At 34.6% G+C, this 16119-nt stretch carries 14 protein-coding genes; 5 read left to right on the top strand and 9 right to left on the bottom strand.

Features of this window, described 5'->3' with window-relative positions:
- Positions 1-8 precede the first annotated feature (8 nt).
- Positions 9-503 (bottom strand): DUF2271 domain-containing protein, encoded by a 495-nt coding sequence (locus ACT9TX_RS08690; protein WP_481337887.1) that lies wholly within the window; start codon positions 501-503, stop codon positions 9-11.
- Between the two features lie 4 nt (positions 504-507).
- Positions 508-2058 (bottom strand): ankyrin repeat domain-containing protein, encoded by a 1551-nt coding sequence (locus tag ACT9TX_RS08685; RefSeq protein WP_481337886.1) that lies wholly within the window; start codon positions 2056-2058, stop codon positions 508-510.
- Between the two features lie 455 nt (positions 2059-2513).
- On the opposite strand from ACT9TX_RS08685, the gene ACT9TX_RS08680 reads away from it, so the two are divergent.
- The 4 genes from ACT9TX_RS08680 to ACT9TX_RS08665 all read left to right on the top strand — a co-directional run bounded on the left by ACT9TX_RS08680 (position 2514) and on the right by ACT9TX_RS08665 (position 7829).
- Positions 2514-3866 (top strand): tyrosine-type recombinase/integrase, encoded by a 1353-nt coding sequence (locus tag ACT9TX_RS08680; protein ID WP_481337885.1) that lies wholly within the window; start codon positions 2514-2516, stop codon positions 3864-3866.
- Positions 3867-4044: 178 nt separating this feature from the next.
- Positions 4045-5268 (top strand): ABC-three component system protein, encoded by a 1224-nt coding sequence (locus tag ACT9TX_RS08675; RefSeq protein ID WP_481337884.1) that lies wholly within the window; start codon positions 4045-4047, stop codon positions 5266-5268.
- Positions 5269-5778, top strand: coding sequence for a three component ABC system middle component (locus tag ACT9TX_RS08670; RefSeq protein WP_481337883.1), 510 nt, complete (start codon positions 5269-5271; stop codon positions 5776-5778).
- Positions 5778-7829, top strand: a complete 2052-nt coding sequence (locus ACT9TX_RS08665; protein ID WP_481337882.1) for a DUF3732 domain-containing protein — start codon at positions 5778-5780, stop codon at positions 7827-7829. Before ACT9TX_RS08670 ends, ACT9TX_RS08665 begins: the two co-directional genes overlap by 1 nt.
- 116 nt (positions 7830-7945) lie before the next feature.
- Here ACT9TX_RS08665 and ACT9TX_RS08660 read toward each other — a convergent pair whose 3' ends face one another.
- The 4 genes from ACT9TX_RS08660 to ACT9TX_RS08645 all read right to left on the bottom strand — a co-directional run bounded on the left by ACT9TX_RS08660 (position 7946) and on the right by ACT9TX_RS08645 (position 13928).
- On the bottom strand, positions 7946-9328 hold the full coding sequence (locus ACT9TX_RS08660; protein ID WP_481337881.1) for a hypothetical protein: 1383 nt from the start codon (positions 9326-9328) through the stop codon (positions 7946-7948).
- A 142-nt stretch (positions 9329-9470) separates the two neighbouring features.
- On the bottom strand, positions 9471-11864 hold the full coding sequence (locus ACT9TX_RS08655; RefSeq protein ID WP_481337880.1) for a hypothetical protein: 2394 nt from the start codon (positions 11862-11864) through the stop codon (positions 9471-9473).
- Positions 11857-13032 (bottom strand): hypothetical protein, encoded by a 1176-nt coding sequence (locus ACT9TX_RS08650; RefSeq protein WP_481337879.1) that lies wholly within the window; start codon positions 13030-13032, stop codon positions 11857-11859. The genes ACT9TX_RS08655 and ACT9TX_RS08650 overlap by 8 nt, the downstream gene beginning before the upstream one ends.
- Before the next feature lie 182 nt (positions 13033-13214).
- A complete protein-coding gene (locus ACT9TX_RS08645) occupies positions 13215-13928 on the bottom strand; it encodes a hypothetical protein (protein ID WP_481337878.1) in 714 nt (237 codons plus the stop codon).
- A gap of 217 nt (positions 13929-14145) precedes the next feature.
- Here ACT9TX_RS08645 and ACT9TX_RS08640 point away from each other — a divergent pair, with 217 nt between their 5' ends.
- The gene (locus ACT9TX_RS08640; protein WP_481337877.1) at positions 14146-14937 is read left to right on the top strand and encodes a hypothetical protein; all 792 of its coding nucleotides are present in this window, start codon (positions 14146-14148) and stop codon (positions 14935-14937) included.
- Between the two features lie 203 nt (positions 14938-15140).
- Here the strand turns inward: ACT9TX_RS08640 and ACT9TX_RS08635 are convergent, their stop codons facing one another.
- Genes ACT9TX_RS08635 through ACT9TX_RS08625 form a run of 3 tightly spaced genes read right to left on the bottom strand, consistent with a single transcriptional unit; the run spans position 15141 to position 15980 of the window.
- Complete coding sequence (locus ACT9TX_RS08635; RefSeq protein ID WP_481337876.1) at positions 15141-15455, bottom strand: hypothetical protein; 315 nt, start codon at positions 15453-15455, stop codon at positions 15141-15143.
- A gap of 37 nt (positions 15456-15492) precedes the next feature.
- Positions 15493-15648: a hypothetical protein gene (locus ACT9TX_RS08630; protein WP_481337875.1), complete on the bottom strand. Its 156-nt coding sequence runs from the start codon at positions 15646-15648 to the stop codon at positions 15493-15495.
- Positions 15649-15656: 8 nt separating this feature from the next.
- A complete protein-coding gene (locus tag ACT9TX_RS08625; RefSeq protein WP_481337874.1) occupies positions 15657-15980 on the bottom strand; it encodes a DUF1281 family ferredoxin-like fold protein in 324 nt (107 codons plus the stop codon).
- Between the last annotated feature and the right edge of the window lie 139 nt (positions 15981-16119).

Here is a 16119-nt window from a genome sequence, read left to right as displayed (position 1 = left end):
ATGTGCTATTAATTAGTTGCGCTAAAACGTACATAGCGAATGTAGCCTGTACCATCTGTTTTGCCATTTAAACCTTCGGTGGTTAAAGGCACTTCTACGTCTTTTTCGTAGTAAGGTTTGTCTTCTACAGACGTTTCAAAACGTAGTTTATAACCTACATTTATTTTAGCTGTTTCAATTTCTATTACAGTAACACTTCTATCACCATTAGTAACAGAAGCACCTGTAATAGCACTAATATTGGTTGGTTTCTTTTTAAAAGCAGTATGCCAAGATTTTAAATTAGGATACCATTTTTTATCTGAACCCATTACATACAATGTTTTCTCGTATGCGCCTTTACTATCTATTAACGATACTACCATGTAAGCACCTTCACCGATGTAATTGGTCATTTGTACCATGCACTTATACTTTGTGGTTGCTGTTTTTTGTGCTACCGCTGCGCCTGTCATTATTAGGCAAACTACTGTTGCCATTAATCCTTTAAAAGTTCTTGCCATTGTGTTATTTTAAGAAATCTATAGAAATTTTATTCTTGGTTAAAAACTCGTTCTCTTTAGCTAGGTCGTAAGCAGTTTCTTTAAAGTCTGTAGTGCTGTCTTTTTTAGCACCAATACTTAATAGATATTTTAGAATGGCATCGTCTTTAGCAACCATCGCTGCTTTTAGTAAAGGTGTTAATCCTTCTTTATTTTTTACGTTTACATCTACTTTTAATTGTTCAATGCGATTTAGTAAATTAAGATCGTTTTTAACAATAGCTAAGTGGTACAACGTGCTACCGTCTTTTTGTGGTGTGATAATATTAAAGCCATTGTTTTGTAGCACTTGCATTTTAGCTGTAAAAGCATCTGTTTTTGGGGCTGCTTGTTCTTGAGGTCTGCCGCCACTATTGGGTGCGCCTTCTGGTCTACCGCCTTCTTGTCTGCCAAGAAATGCAAGTGAGCTGTAAGATTGCAGCCAATAATAAACCAAGTTATTTCCTTCTTTATCTACTGCATTTATATTAGCACCTTTTGCTATTAGGTATTGCATTACTTCAGCAGAATTATTGCGTGTCGCCATTGCCAAAGCTGTAAGTCCTTTTTTATTGGCAAGATTTATATTTTTTACAGTAGCAGCGAAAAGAGCAACTGTAGCTGTATCTCTGTTAAAACCAGCAGCTAACATAAACGGTGTGTTACCCTCATTATCTGCTTGGTTTACGTCAGCACCTTTTGAAATAAAATAACTAATAACGGTGCTTTGATTAGGCTTGCGAGCCAATGCATGTAATGCATTTTCACCATTAGCATTTACAGCATTTGGTTTAATCCCTAAGCTTTCTAAATATTGGTACACTTCTAGTTTTGTAGCAGCACCTCTACCGCCTTGTGCAGCCAATATCATGGCGTTGTTATTGTACTTAACACCTTTTTCTACAAGGGTTTTCATTAGCTCTATATTGCCAGTTCTTGCAATATAGTTAAAGGCTGTATTGCCTGCTGCGTCTACATCTTGTAAGGTTAACCCTTTAGAAATAAAATAGTTGGTTAAGGCAAAATCTTTATCACTTACTATTGCTTGCAAAAGCAAACTAGCACCTTCTTGGCTTTTTTGTTTTACATCTGAACCTGCTTTAATTAAGGCATCGTACACCTTAGTATTTTGTTGACCATTACTTGCAGCCAATGACATAGCGGTAGCGCTATGACTATCGATGATATTAACATCAGCACCTTTGCTTATTAGGTATTCAACCACTTCTACATTACCTCTTGCAGCAGCCCAAAAAATATAAGTTCTGCCATCGTGTGTTAGCTTATTTGGCTCGTTGCCTTTTTGGTCTATTAAAAACTTGATGACATCTGTAGAAGCCTGATTATTGATAGCCAAAACAACAGGGTCGAACATATTTCTATTAAACTCAGATGGATTGCTACCCTTTGCAATTTCTGCTTGAACAGCTTCTAGGTTAGGATTATTTCGCCAAAAGGCTTGGTCTAATAGGGTGTTTTTTTGTGCCTGAAGGCTTAATACAGCCAAGGCAAAAATGGTAACGAGACATTGTTTCATTAATGATACTATTTTACTTACTAATACTATTGCGCAGTTAATTAACCGTTCAAAATAAGGCTAATTAATTACAAGCCGCAAGATTATGGAAGCATTGGCGTAATAAGTGTAGCAATCGGTAAAAATGATTGCGAAATAGGAAAACGAGGAAAGGTGTAATGTATAAATTGAAAAAGGCGAGCATAAAAAAAGGCTGCCAATTTTATTGACAACCTTTGTGGGCCCACCTGGGCATGATCCAGGGACCCCCTGATTATGAGCGGTTCAAAATGGCTTTACCGCACTTAATTCCACTTTACCTCATTTTACTGAAACCCTTTACTGCAAAGGGTTTAAAGATTATTTACTTAATTTAGTCAAACCTAGTTTGGTGGTGTTTAACCATTCGATTTGTGCAAATTTTATGCAAATTTTTGTGAAGGGCTGTATTGTGAAAATGATAAAAAAATTTGATTATGTCTGTAACTACATCCATTTTCCTTGACACAAGGAGAATGAAGAAAACGAAGACCTATCCTGTTAAATTGCGTGTATATACGCAAAGCAAAACAGAATTTTACTTGACCGTCCTTGATTTGAGCGAGGACGACTTTAAAAAGTTGGAAGCCAAAAATATTGGGGAGGGGCTTAGGAAAATACGTGACCAACTGAACGAATTGAAATGGCAGGCAGAAGAGGCTATCAAAGAAAACAGGCCTTTTGAATTTGCTGATTTCGAGCGGAAGTTTGTACAGCATCATCCGCTAATTGTAAAAAAGCAATCCAGAAAATATTCAGCTGAATTGCCAGAAATGTACCGCAACGAAGAGTTGCCATCTGATGCTATCAAACGTTACAAAATACTCTCGCAGCATTTTGACGAAGGCACTATTGGAAATATATTCCAGTGTATCGTTAAGAAACTGATACTGGAAGGACGTATCGGTTCGGCAGAAAATTATTATACTTCTTACCGTTCTTTTGAGAAGTTTAAAGGCAATGTTCTTTTGGAGCAGGTTACTGTTTCTTATTTAATTCAGTTTGAAAATTGCTTGTTGGCGAGAGGTGTGTCCAAAACAACAATCGGTATTTACACACGCAACATGAGGGCAGTTTTCAATGAGGCAATCTTTCAGGATATTGTTACTGTAAAGCAATACCCATTTGGGAAACGCAAGTACACTGTGCCTACTGGAAAAGGAATTAAAAAAGCATTGACACATGAGGAACTATTGAAGATGTACAACTATCCCTGTGACCCCAACAACCCAACTGGACAAAGGGCAAAGGACATGTGGTTGTTCAGCTATTTTGGCAACGGGATTAACTTTAAGGATATGCTTTATTTAAGGTTCAAAAACATTCACGATGGTTTCATTGTATTTGAGCGTGCAAAAACGGAAAGGGCGAACAGGGAGAAGCCTGTATTAATTTCAGTTTTTATTACGGATGACATGAAAAGAATAATGGATTACTGGGGCAATAAAAACAAGTCACCCAATAGTCTCATTTTTCCGGTTCTTGACCTAACTTCAAATCTTTACAAGCAGCATGAGGATAGGAAGATGTTCATTCACATGATTAATGATTGGCTGAAGCATATGCAAAAGGAATTAGGCATTACAAAGAAAATCACCACTTATGTCGCTAGGCATACCTTTTCCACCATAATGAAGAATTCAGGGGTTTCAACAAGGTATATACAAGAAGCACTTGGTCATCAGTCACTGACCACTACAGAAAATTATTTGGCAAGTTTTGATGGTGAAACTAAAAGGAAGCTTGCATTGCATTTAGAAGTTTTCAAAACTCGGGATAATGAATTTTGAAAGAACCTTTTATTATAACGGTTTATCGATCTCTAAGCTAAAGGAAGTTATGAGATAATTAACACCCTAATTAAATTAAGGGAGTATTTGTTGTTTTAATTGACTTTACAACTTCTTTGAACTAGTCATTTAAATTTAATTTATATTTGTTTATACAACTAAAAAGCAACTGAATATAATGTCAGACTCAGCTAAAGGCCCATTAGCAGGCTATTTATTTCAATTTGAAAAAGCTCTGCTTTTGTTAGCAAACTTGGGTTTCAATGATTTTGTAACGATTGAAGATGTGGATGATATTGCTGCACATCATGAAGATGGAACTGTCTTGATTACTGTTCAGGCAAAACATAGTATAGCCAGTAGTGGATCAACTTTTGGGGATACTAGTACTGCACTATGGAGGACATTGGAAATATGGATTGATAAACTTGAAGGTAATTTGTTAAGTATAACAACAGAGTTTGTTTGTACCACAAACAAGAAAATTCCTACTACAGCTTTATTATACAAAATCAAGGATATGGACTTTAATAATGTTATTATCGAAGTGGAGAGTTTATTACAATCCCAAAAAAATAAGCTAAAGGAAATTAGGAAAGAAGATCCAAAAGGCGGCTCTAGCTTGAAAAAAACAATTGAATTAATTAAGAAGGTATTGTTAAAAAAAGAGCTTTTTAAACAAATCAAAGAGAACATTAAAATAGAAGATGAAATTGATGTAAAACCAGCCTTCTTGAACAAAGTAAATCTTGGTTCAGATAAACTTACTCAACTGCAAAAGGATAGAATATTTGAAAATTTTTATGGTTGGATTTCTTATGGAAGCAAGGCAAAATGGAACAATGACAAGACTGCAAAGTTTACCAAGAAATCATTTGATGATAAGTTTCTTCAAATAATAAGTAACCCAATAATAGTCAATGCTATTTTTAGAACAAAAAAATCACTAGGGTCAATTACGGATGAAGAAATTCTGAATAAAAAGAGAGAGCTGTTTGTAAAGCAAATAGAAGATATTGATATGAATAAAGCGTCAAGAGAACGTATTGTGAAAAATGCCATTATTGATTTTATATGTTCTGATATTGAATTGAAATACATTATTGATAAGGGTGATTATACAGAGCATGACTTTGAATGTTTCCTGGATGAATGCCACGGTATTTGGCAGGGACTAGTTGATCAAAAGATTGCCCATGACATTACTGAATATTCCGAAAGAGAGAAAACTGATATTGCAATTGATCTTTATCATAGCACAATGTCTAAAATTAAAATAGAGTTTATTGAAGGCACCCATTTCACTACAAGTAATGAGTATGTGAAAAATGGATGTTTCTTAAAATTATCTAACGTTCCTAAAATAGGTTGGCATCCTGAATGGGAAAAGAAATATAAATAAATGGAAAAGGATAATTTGTTTGATTTACTTCAAAACTCTGTTGTTGGAGCTATTGCCTTACATAGCTTCACTCTTGGGTATAATAACGTTGCAAAGCACAAAGAGAATAACTTAAAGTATCCATCTTTAAGCTATTTATTTTACGTTCTTCCAATTGTTTACAATAAAGATGCTATGGAGGTTTTCAAAGGTTCACAGGAACTATACAGCGTACTATTAAAAGATAGTTCAATAGTATTAGGACTTCAGGACAGAGCAAATAAAATGTCAGCTAAAACATTTGATAGTTTAAATATGGCTTTTAGTAAAAAGGTATTGATTTTAAATAAAGAAAACAATTCAATTGAACTTGGAAATGGATTTCAATCCAAAAAACTTCCATTAACCCTTTCGATGAACTTGAAGGAAAACAGTGTTAAAAAGATACAAGATTGTGCCTTTAAGTTAGGGGCAATTTTTGCAAAAAGAAGTATCAACAATATTCAATTTGAGCTAAATATTAGATTCTAATGAAACTTAAAATAAAACACATCGTACTATATCCTAAAAATCAAGCTTTGACACCACGGGTGATAAAATTTGAACAAAACAAAGTCAATGTCATTACAGGATATAGTCAACGAGGGAAGTCTGCCATTATTCATATTATAGACTACTGCCTAGGAAGTTCTGAATGCAATATTCCTATAGGCAAAATAAGAAACCTAGTCGATAGGTTTGCAATAAATATTGCTCTTAGAGACAAAAGCGTATTTATAGCAAGAAACAATCCTGTAGGGTTTAGTTCGACTGGTAATATGTTCTATGAAGTCTATGAAAAAGAAGATGAAATGACTTTCAGCCTTGATCATTGGATTCCAGATGCTGAAAAATTTAAAACTACAAGGGACGATTTAAAGAATTTTCTTGGCGAAATTGCAGGGTTTGAGAATATTTCTGAAAAAGGAGATGCTTCTTTAAGTGGTTTCGATACACCGGCAAGTTTTAGAGACACTACCGCATTTCAATTCCAGCCTCAAAGCATTATTGCAAACCCGACAACTATATTTTACAATACAGATACATTCGAACATCTCAAAAGGCTAAAAACATTGTTCCCTTTGGTACTAGGCTACAAATCGTATGAAGTGCTGCGGTTAGAAAAAGAGATAGAATTATTAGAAAGAGAGGAGAAGGATAAGCAAAGGAAATTTGACGATGTAAAATATCAATACGAAAACTGGCAATCTGATATTTACCAACATTACACTAAGGCAATAAGTCTAGGTCTTACCAATAGCGATATTGATATTGATTCATCAAAAGTAAATTTGATAAAGGATGAGTTAAGTAAAATCGTTACAAGTATTAAGCAGAGAGAATTTTTTAAAGAGGGTTCGTCATTGCGATATTCTGAGAAATTAGAAGAGCTGGATAAGCAAAGAGTCAATTTCTTAAGGGAATTGGATATACTAAAAAGCGAACTGCAAAAGATTGAAAAGTTCGACAGAACTAAGGATTTATATATCTCTCAAGTTACAATTGAAGTTGAAAATAGGCTTAAACCAATTGATTGGTTCTTAAATCAGAAAGGATCGAATATTTGTCCGTTTTGCGATTCGACATCTGATAAAGCTATAAATGAACTGTTGCATTTAAAAGGGCATCAAGAAATAAATAAAGCAATTATCGAAGAGTCAAGTTCTAGGGAATTCTCATTTGAAAAAGAAAAAACACAGTATAAAACTGAAATAGTTAAAACCGAAAAGAATATTAAAAATATTGAAGCAAATATTGAAATTCTATTAGATGAAAATAAAGCATATTATGAGAGCTACCAAGACATCTTTGAATTCTCTGGTAAAATTGAGCATGTATTAGAAAATTTAGACAAGATAACCCCTTCTGGTTCATTGGCAATAGAACTAGAAACAATTAGAAGCCAATTGTCGAGAAAAAGAGCGAGCCTGAAAAATTTGAAAGAAAAGTTTGATAAAGATTTATGTCTTGAAAAGGTTTCTATAGCGATTGACAATTACATAAAAATATTACCAATTGAAGAACGGGATAGCAGGCGAGTAAAACTCGACCCAGATAATAGCGTTAGTATTAAGATTGAAGATACCAGAACAAAGAATTCTACCTTCCTCTCTAAATTGGGTAGTGGTGCGAATCACATGTGTTATCATATCGCAAGCTTATTAGGATTGCACGAATACTTCTTAAAGCTACCTGAAACGAGCAAAATCAATTATATCCCGTCATTTATTGTTTTAGATCAACCAAGTCAAGTGTATTTTCCTGAAGGGTTTCCAGAAAAGCAAAATGAGAATGACAATACCGTTAAAAAGCAAAAGACATCGGAAGATATAAAAAATACTAAAGCCATATTTGGGGCTTGCTATCAATTCATGACTCGGACGAATTTTCAAACACAAGTAATTGTTCTGGAACATGCACCATCTTCAACATGGGAAGATATAGACCATATCCATTTAGTTGAAGAATGGCGAGGCGATAAAGATGAAGATGACTCGAATTTCAATGCTTTGATTCAAATAGATTGGCTAAAAGATTCTTAGTTGTAAACTAATTCAAATCACATGGTTTGATGAAGTTATTTGTGGTTTGTTTATTTCATAATCACATCAATTAACTCATGAGCATTCTCTAAATAAGATAAAGTTAGTCTGTCAATTCAGAAGCGTTTTTTTAATACCTGTTCCATCATAAAAACACTTTCCTGAGGATTTTCAATATTGCTCAATTCCTGCCCAGTAAGTAGGATTTCCTTAAAGTTGGAAGCAGTGCCTTCCTTTAGTGCCTGCATAGCCCAGTCCCAATTGTCTATGGACATAAAGAACAGATTGCTTGGGGCAAGCGTATTTATGTTCAAAAAATTTTCTTTAATGTAAGTTTCTATTGGTTCTTTTAAAAATTCATTCCAGGATTCATTACCAAAGCCCAAATACATTTCTTTATAGGTTACAATTATCCCGAACCATTCCTTGTTTGGGTCAATTGAATTGGCGGTAGATAAAAGTTGTATATAAGCCTTTATAATAGTGCCGTCCAGGTCTTGGGAAATAACAGTCGGTTCCCTCAGCACTGCTGAACGAGGATGTAGCTCTATTGCCTTGCATTCTACCAAAATATCCTCATCTACAAGGAAGTCTGTAACCTTTTTAAGCGAATACTTTTTCTTGAGCTCTGTTTCATTGATAAAATTTGCCTTGATTTCTTGTAGGCCAAGTTCTAAATATTTCTCAAGCCTTTTTCCAAACTCTTCAGGAAAGAAAGGGGAATTGGTTTTTAAGTACGAATAAATGAAGTGTGAAATGGTTTGAACAAAAATTGCTTTATGCGGAAGTCTTATTTGGTTCCTAAAAAGTAGAAATGGTTTTGTAATGAAAAAATTCGTTTCATAAAGTTGCAACAGTTCATTATTCAGTTTGTGTAGGCTATCAAAATCCTCAACCTTGGTAATGGTAAGTAAGGATATGAATTTTTGTAATTCACTGTTGGGAAATTTTTCCTTAAAAAAATCGAAGTATATTTTGTGCAGTATGCCCTCGTATTTAAAATCTTTATTTACGTCTTCTATATTAAAATACAAGTTAGAAAAGTAACAGTAGTTGAGAAATGAACGGATGCTTATTCCAGTTCTTTTTTGAAAGTCTGCATCTATGTCAAAACTTGATTTCAGTTGCAGGTACAAGACAAGTTGCCTATCAACAACTGAGTTGAAAAAATTATCCTGATATGGAAATTGTTGGTATGCAATAATCCGAAATGATTTTTTCACAGATAGCATGTCCTTAAAATTCAGTCCATGATAGTTGGTTTCAAAGTCTTCAATTAATTTGAGTAAATACTCTAAATCGCCAGGCTTTACATTTTTGCGAAGGTTACTATCCTGCGTATGCAGGTATGACCATTTCAATAAGGTCAACAAATTCCAGAATGGATACATCCCATCCTTGTCCGCTTGCATTCTGTTTAATGTTTCAAGAATATTATGAACAAGAGACGATAGTTTGTACTGTTTTATCCTGCCTTTTATTAATTCAAAATCAACCATCTGAAGAAGTTGTTTTTCTCAATTGAAAATGCTTAATCCAAATTAACATTACATACAAATACCTTTTAATTTTTAAACAGATGACACTGTCGTTTTAAACTAAAGATGAACTGTTCAGCCCTTAATTGATTTTTACTGCTTTTTATCTAACATTCTTTAGTTCCACAATTTCCCTTTTTAATTTTTCAATTTGCTCCTGCATCGTCGGCTTGTCTGAAAGGATATTTTTTTTGATAAACCAGTTAAATGCAGATACCAATTCGTTATCTGTAATTGATTCTAGCTTTTGCGATAATTCCGTGAGATGCTCTTTTCTTAGCGTAAGTTTTTCAATCGAAATGGCATACAGGAATTCAATTAAACCTTCCCCTTGTGGAGTCTTGTGTTGTTCTATTATTTTCTCTAGAATTCCCTTCATGTCATTGCTTAGTTCTTCGTCAATATGATAGGACAATTCACTTGGTAAAGCCCCCCTTAAAATACAGGCCTGGATAATGCCGTCGTTGAATCTGTTGAAGTTATGCGGATCCAGCATATTCCTGACAAACTCTGTTTGCTTTAAACAATGTTTATAATCATCACTGTTCCTCAAATTATTAATAACTGCCGACATTGTAAAGTAAACATCCGCTTGGCTTACTTCTTTGGTATAATTTGTAAAATTGAAAAAGGCAAACCCTTTCCTAAATTCAAGTTCTTTCTTTTCTGTATTTGGGTAGAAGAGAGTATTGGCCAACCCTTTTTCTTTGGTGCTTAAGCTATCGTCAATTATGGCAATTCTTGCTTTAAAATATGCAACTGCAACAGGCAATTGTTCATCCAGAGCATCTAATAGTTCAGTAATAAAATCCTTCTCTTTCAACCATGATGTATCCTTTGAATCCTTATTGCAGTAGAAATTATCTACATCCACAAAAGAGTTGCTTTCTTTTCCATACAGCCCCTGTTTTAAATTGCTTTTGAGTGAGTTTAAATACTCTTCATTATTGGTTCTTGTGAGACCAATAAAATATACCAAACGCAACTTGTCAAAAGGGCGTAATGTCCTGCTTAAATAGAGTAGGTTTTTTCCATTGGAAACGCAGGAGCCGATTATAACAACAGCACCTTCTACTTTCTCATCTTTTATTCTTTCCCCAACATCATCAAACTTTACAATTTCAGGCAATTTCCCGTCCTTATAATTTGGCCTAATATGGTTTGTAATTATTTCAGCCAGTTTTCCCGAACCTTCATCAGGAAGTGTTATAAAATACTTTGCATTGCTTGGGATGTACTGATTGATATAATTAAAAAGCTTTTCCCTATACTCTTTATATATTTTCCCTGTGGTGTCTTTTTCAATTTCACATAGTACATGGTGCATGTCAAAATACACTTCATACTTGTTTTTTACAACAACCGTTTCTTTATAGTTGACTTTAAAAACGGTATTGTTTACAGTAGCTTTTGTTTTGAACTGTTGTATGAAATTTGACATCCTTTTAGGTGCATCTGTAACATTGATAGTAACCCGGTTTATTTTGGGTTTTTCTAAAAGAAAAACGTCCCCCTTTACCTCAACGGCGTAAGAACCACTTTTGCAATAAATGCAAGCCCGTTCAGTGTATGTATCGTAATGGTGCAAGCCCAACATATTCGAAGCAGATTTTGTCAGGTTGCAAACGATGTTCGGGCGGTTTCTCAAATAATCCTTGTCGCTCCCTAGAAAGTATAAAATCACGAGGTTACTAATGTCAATTGTTTCATCATGTTTTATCAACTTTTCAATGATATTACCTGATGTTGATGAAGAAATCAATATTAAAGAGTTGCCAAAAAACCTGACCGATTTGGAAAATATACCACTGTAAGATGAAAAGCTTTCTACGGGTATAATTTTAAAGGTTTCACCTACTAGTTTCCTTTTCAATTCCAGAAGTGCAAATGCAAGTGTATTGATGGAAGATGTATCACAATATATCTGTTTATGCTCATCCTCTTTATATCGTGACAGCAAGGTGAAAGCAATAAAATAAATCTCTGAGCTATGGAGCAAAATATTACCGGTCCGCAAAAATTTATTGCAATGCTTTCCAGAAGGAAATACGAAATGATGGGCATTGCCTTTTGCTTCAATTAACCCTCCCCGTTCCTTGAAAATATTTATCAGCCCATCATTGATTAAAAGGGCAAGAATTTCCTTTGTTATTGCTCCTGGTTTGTTAACGCATTTTAACTTACCATCTTTATTGAACGTAAATAAAAAAAGGGTGTCGGAAAGATGTTCCCGTTGAAGTTTTGGAATGTCCTTGAAAGTGGTTAGCTGCTCTGTAATAAAAAGCTTTTCCAAAAGTACCTCACTGTATTCACCACCAATAATAAATATCTCGTCAGTTTGATAGTTAGCCTCGTAAAAAACCTTGATTTCGTTCTGGAGGTTTACATCTTCAATTGTATCTCTATCGCAAAAAATAACCGTTACGGAACAAGGCACTATTTCTTGCTGCTCATTCTCTTTGTTATAGGTTGATGTGTAGATATAAAAATTAGGCATTGCTGATGTTTGAAATAGGATAAACTAAAGTAACGACACTTCCTTTTGAAGATGCAAGTGTCGAGAAAATTGAGGATGAATTTGTAACGGAATCGTACAGTTCAATGTCCTTGCTTTGGCCACTGTCGCTATACCTGTTTTTTCGTAGATTCCTAAATACAGAAACATTGCCAGTCCTTAGCCAAAACAGTCCTTTGTTATCAAGGATTTGCATTATCCTGTCCAATCCTTGGCCTTTAATGCCTCTATCAATACCAGTAGCAGTAGTATTGTTTTTAATCAAACATTTCTTAATTATTTCAACTTGTTGAGCAGCCTCTAAATTGTTGGTTTCTGTGCCTAAATTTCTTTGGATAAATCCAATGCCTGTATCATAAACTGCCAACTCCAAAAAATATAGTTCATTGATTGAGCTGGCCTCAAAATTCGCAGCCGAAAAATAGTCTTTAAGCCCTTTATTATCGGCAAAGCCGGTAATGAAACTTTCCCTTGTCCTTCTATGCAGTTTTAGGTACAGCCCCCTCGAATTAGGGTTCAAAGGTTTATTGTACTCATCTGTTCTGCCCCAATCATCTGTGTTCTTTATTAGTTCATATATGCTCGCAATTATTTCTGTGTGGAATTGACTTAGGTTGTTGCTAAGCAAACTTTTGTTGAATGTAAAGACCTGCCTTATTGATTTATCTATGGCAAAGTCAAACTGCATTTCATTTGCAATAAAATACCCGTCAATGTAAAAGGCATTCAGTAAGCCATTTCTAATTGATAGATGGTCAAAACAGGAAAGCAATACTTTGAGACCACCTCCTTCAGTTTGCTTTCTCATCTTGTCATGCCTAATAGTATTTTGTTGTTTAAGTAAGGGCTTTAAATCGTTGCCTTGAGTGTCTATGATTTCTCTGCTCCAACAATATACAATCGAAGGGAATAAGTAGTCGGAATCATAAAATTCAGGAAGTTCATTCTCAGCCTTCAGCTCAAAAATTATTTTGCCCTCCGACGTATCGTTAAACCAAGTAGCAAAGAATTGGATTATAGCTGGGATAAGGCCGAAACCTGCTAATGACAACCCTTTTGATATAGATATGTCAACAGGGACTTTTTTGGCTAATTCTGCATAAGCCAGTTCCAATGATTTAATATTTGTTTTGCTGTCAATCCTAATCATTCTTGAACATATTTACTTTTTGTTTGGGGATTGCAATAAGAATTTCTTGTAAAAAACGATTGGTCCCTTTGTTGAAGGTAGTTAGCCTTTTTTTAAAATTATTTTAAAGCCTTAATTTTCACGTTTATCATTCTGCAATTATATGAATATGCCACCTTAAGTAATTCAAATAGCCGTACATACTATAGTCGCCTGTCCTGAATATCTTTATATAATTCATCAATATTTTTGAATTTATTTTGGGTTATCTGCCTACCCTTATAAGCTTTGACTATCTCGTTAAAGCCTTGTCCCCAGGCGGTAAAATCATAACGGGTTCCACAGTTTTCCCTTGTTTCTGCCGGGCATAAACAAAACCAAATGAAATCATTTAATTCTGTCCAATTAATAAACTTGTCTGCGTTGTTAATGTTAAGCCGTTCAGGACTAAATAGAATTGGCCTGATTGCCAGATTTCCAAAACTTGTGGCAATAATTTTTGTGGAACGCAATGTTTTTAGCTGTGAATTTTCTTTTGTCTGAACAAGGGCATTCAGTTCAACAGCTATATCATTGATTTTGTCATTGTCCAAAATCCCTGCCCAAAGGAGAAGTTTTTTTAATGGTTCAAGCGTTTTTTGCTGTTTTAAACAATCATTAAACTGCAATGGTTTTCCTTTGCTTTTTACTTCTGCTATAATTATGTCGATATTTGAAGAAAGTTCCAAATATGGGGAAGAATTATGTCCCGTGTCATCTTGTGCATGTGATGGGAAACGTACAGCCAGTATGTCAATTTCTGCATCAATTTTCTTTTCTTCGGAATGGATAATATAGCCCGTTGTGAAATAGCCATTTAAACGGAGATAAAGAGTGGCAAGTTGTTCTTGAATTGTTGATTTTTCTTTATCAGTCATATCGGTATAAGATGTTGCAGAAATGTGCTGTTTTTGGAAATGTCGTCTCGTCGAAAGTAACTAATTCCCTCGAACCCAAGTCTATGTAGGTTTGCTGAATCTCTGTTTTATCACCATTATAGATTTATTGTTCCCTTTTAGAAAAAATAATTATTCCTCAGAACAATGTCCGGAATTGAAAATTGAATAGGTACTTTTATAAAGATTTACAACGATTATGCCCACTCAAATTGACAATATTTCTATTAATAAGGTCCTTTGGTTAATGGTGCAGGGACATATGATTTCGTTTCGTTTTCAAGGAATGCAGGAAGATGTTCATTTTTCTATTTCTTATAATTCAAATTCACCAGATATAAACTTCCATATAACAAGAAATACAGAAAATGTTGATGACAAACCTAAAATTGAAATAGCTAGGATAAAGAAAAGTAAACTGGAGGAATTAGTACCCAGTTTGACAGGTGCCTTGTTCAATTTGCTATTGGCACCAATTGTACTGAAACCACATGGAAGACGTAATAAATATTCATACTATGGCGTACAGTTCTATTCATTGAATGATTTAGATCAAGATAAAGCTATTGAAAACAGGCTCATTCATGAGTTCAAATCAATCAGCACAACAAAAAAGAAAAGACTTAAAATCAAAGGCGATATCGAAAGCTGTTTAAAAACCAGTGTCAGCGAGATAAATGACTTTGAAGACACCTTTCAAAAGAATATTACCTGGTTGCCCAAACAATTCATGGAAAAAACACCTTGCGGGATGATTATTTCGCAAAAATTTACAGGTTTTGGCATTTGTATCAACAAGCGCTGGTACACTTTTCGTACGGGGATTAAACCTGTTGAAATTTTGGGTGCATGGATGCCCAATAAATTAGCCAATCATTTAATATTCAAAACGTTACTTGCTTACGTGCGGATAAAGGTTTTGACCACCCGTTCCGAATCCGAAAGGCACAATTACTCATTACGTTTAGTCAAACAAGCACAGCAAGTATAAAGCTTTTTATACTTGAGAAACCAGATGTGGTCACTCAATTTTCAATTGAATATTGTCTCATTGATTATTATCGTTAAAATAGATTGGAAGCAAGCTCTAAACTAAGGCTGCGAAGTAAAAATCCTAATTACAAATACATATAATAGAACGAGCCACCCTAAATACTAGAGCGGCTCGTTTCCATTCTTCAAAATAAACAATGACTACGTTATTTTCATCAACATTTCAAGCAGTTCAACCAACTGCCAATGGGTTATTTCGTTATCGCTAATAAAATCTGCTAAAGCTTTTTCTTCAACATCTGCAAAAGATGTTTCAACAACTACTTTCCCTTCCATTTCTAATTTGATGGCTTCAATATAAGTTTCCACCTCATCAATGAATAGCACAAAAGCCAGCTCATTCACTTTCACTGTTCTGTTTATCCTTGCCAGTTCATCTGCAATTAATTGTTGTACTTCATTTTCAAAGCCCAATAACTTATCTTTTAAAACCTGTAATGCTTTTACCTGTTCCATCATTGCTCATTTACTGTTTTACAATTGGTTGTAGCTGTTACCAAGTCACCATAAATCCATCTTCCAAAGCCGCTTTCTTTCGTTCCATGAGTATTTCCAAAATGTCATAATCACTTTCATAAACCTTGCCCTCGAATAGGTAATCCTCGGTTTCCTCTTGGTACTCATACTGTTCAAAATCACTATCTTCCAAGAACACATCTACCAGTTTTCCATTCTCATACAAAGCCTCACCATACACCATATACCCAACTCGTCATAAACTATATGGAAACCTAATTCAAAATGGTCTGCTATTTTTTTAATGACCTCAAAATTGGGCGACCATATGGTTTGGTAGAACAGCACACCATCTTCAAAAGCTGTTTGGAATAGATAGCCCTCAGTCGCTTCTACAAACGGCGGCAATTGCCCTTCCTGTGTTTCGTCTTCTTTTTTAGCCATTGCAGCGAACAGTTCGGGTAATTGTTCCTTCTTAGTAGCATCACCAATAAAATGCACCGTATTGCAACAAAAATTTGCCATGATTGATACGTTTTAAATTTGTCAAGTAATGAGTGATAAAAGTATAAACAGGGTTGGACAACGCCCATAGGTGTACGAAAGATATTTATGAGGTGTTACACAATAAAACTTCATTTAGTTTTTCAGGATTTCCACCACA

The organism is Parasediminibacterium sp. HNIBRBA5674 (assembly GCF_056745525.1).
The sequence above is the reverse complement of the archived record's forward strand: the minus strand, read 5'-3'. Positions and strand labels throughout refer to the sequence as shown.

Bases quoted from the DNA above. Each gene is read 5' to 3' on its own strand.
- ACT9TX_RS08690 (WP_481337887.1), bottom strand. From the start codon at position 503: ATGGCAAGAACTTTTAAAGGATTAATGGCAACAGTAGTTTGCCTAATA.
- ACT9TX_RS08685 (WP_481337886.1), bottom strand. From the start codon at position 2,058: ATGAAACAATGTCTCGTTACCATTTTTGCCTTGGCTGTATTAAGCCTT.
- ACT9TX_RS08680 (WP_481337885.1), top strand. From the start codon at position 2,514: ATGTCTGTAACTACATCCATTTTCCTTGACACAAGGAGAATGAAGAAA.
- ACT9TX_RS08675 (WP_481337884.1), top strand. From the start codon at position 4,045: ATGTCAGACTCAGCTAAAGGCCCATTAGCAGGCTATTTATTTCAATTT.
- ACT9TX_RS08670 (WP_481337883.1), top strand. From the start codon at position 5,269: ATGGAAAAGGATAATTTGTTTGATTTACTTCAAAACTCTGTTGTTGGA.
- ACT9TX_RS08665 (WP_481337882.1), top strand. From the start codon at position 5,778: ATGAAACTTAAAATAAAACACATCGTACTATATCCTAAAAATCAAGCT.
- ACT9TX_RS08660 (WP_481337881.1), bottom strand. From the start codon at position 9,328: ATGGTTGATTTTGAATTAATAAAAGGCAGGATAAAACAGTACAAACTA.
- ACT9TX_RS08655 (WP_481337880.1), bottom strand. From the start codon at position 11,864: ATGCCTAATTTTTATATCTACACATCAACCTATAACAAAGAGAATGAG.
- ACT9TX_RS08650 (WP_481337879.1), bottom strand. From the start codon at position 13,032: ATGATTAGGATTGACAGCAAAACAAATATTAAATCATTGGAACTGGCT.
- ACT9TX_RS08645 (WP_481337878.1), bottom strand. From the start codon at position 13,928: ATGACTGATAAAGAAAAATCAACAATTCAAGAACAACTTGCCACTCTT.
- ACT9TX_RS08640 (WP_481337877.1), top strand. From the start codon at position 14,146: ATGCCCACTCAAATTGACAATATTTCTATTAATAAGGTCCTTTGGTTA.
- ACT9TX_RS08635 (WP_481337876.1), bottom strand. From the start codon at position 15,455: ATGGAACAGGTAAAAGCATTACAGGTTTTAAAAGATAAGTTATTGGGC.
- ACT9TX_RS08625 (WP_481337874.1), bottom strand. From the start codon at position 15,980: ATGGCAAATTTTTGTTGCAATACGGTGCATTTTATTGGTGATGCTACT.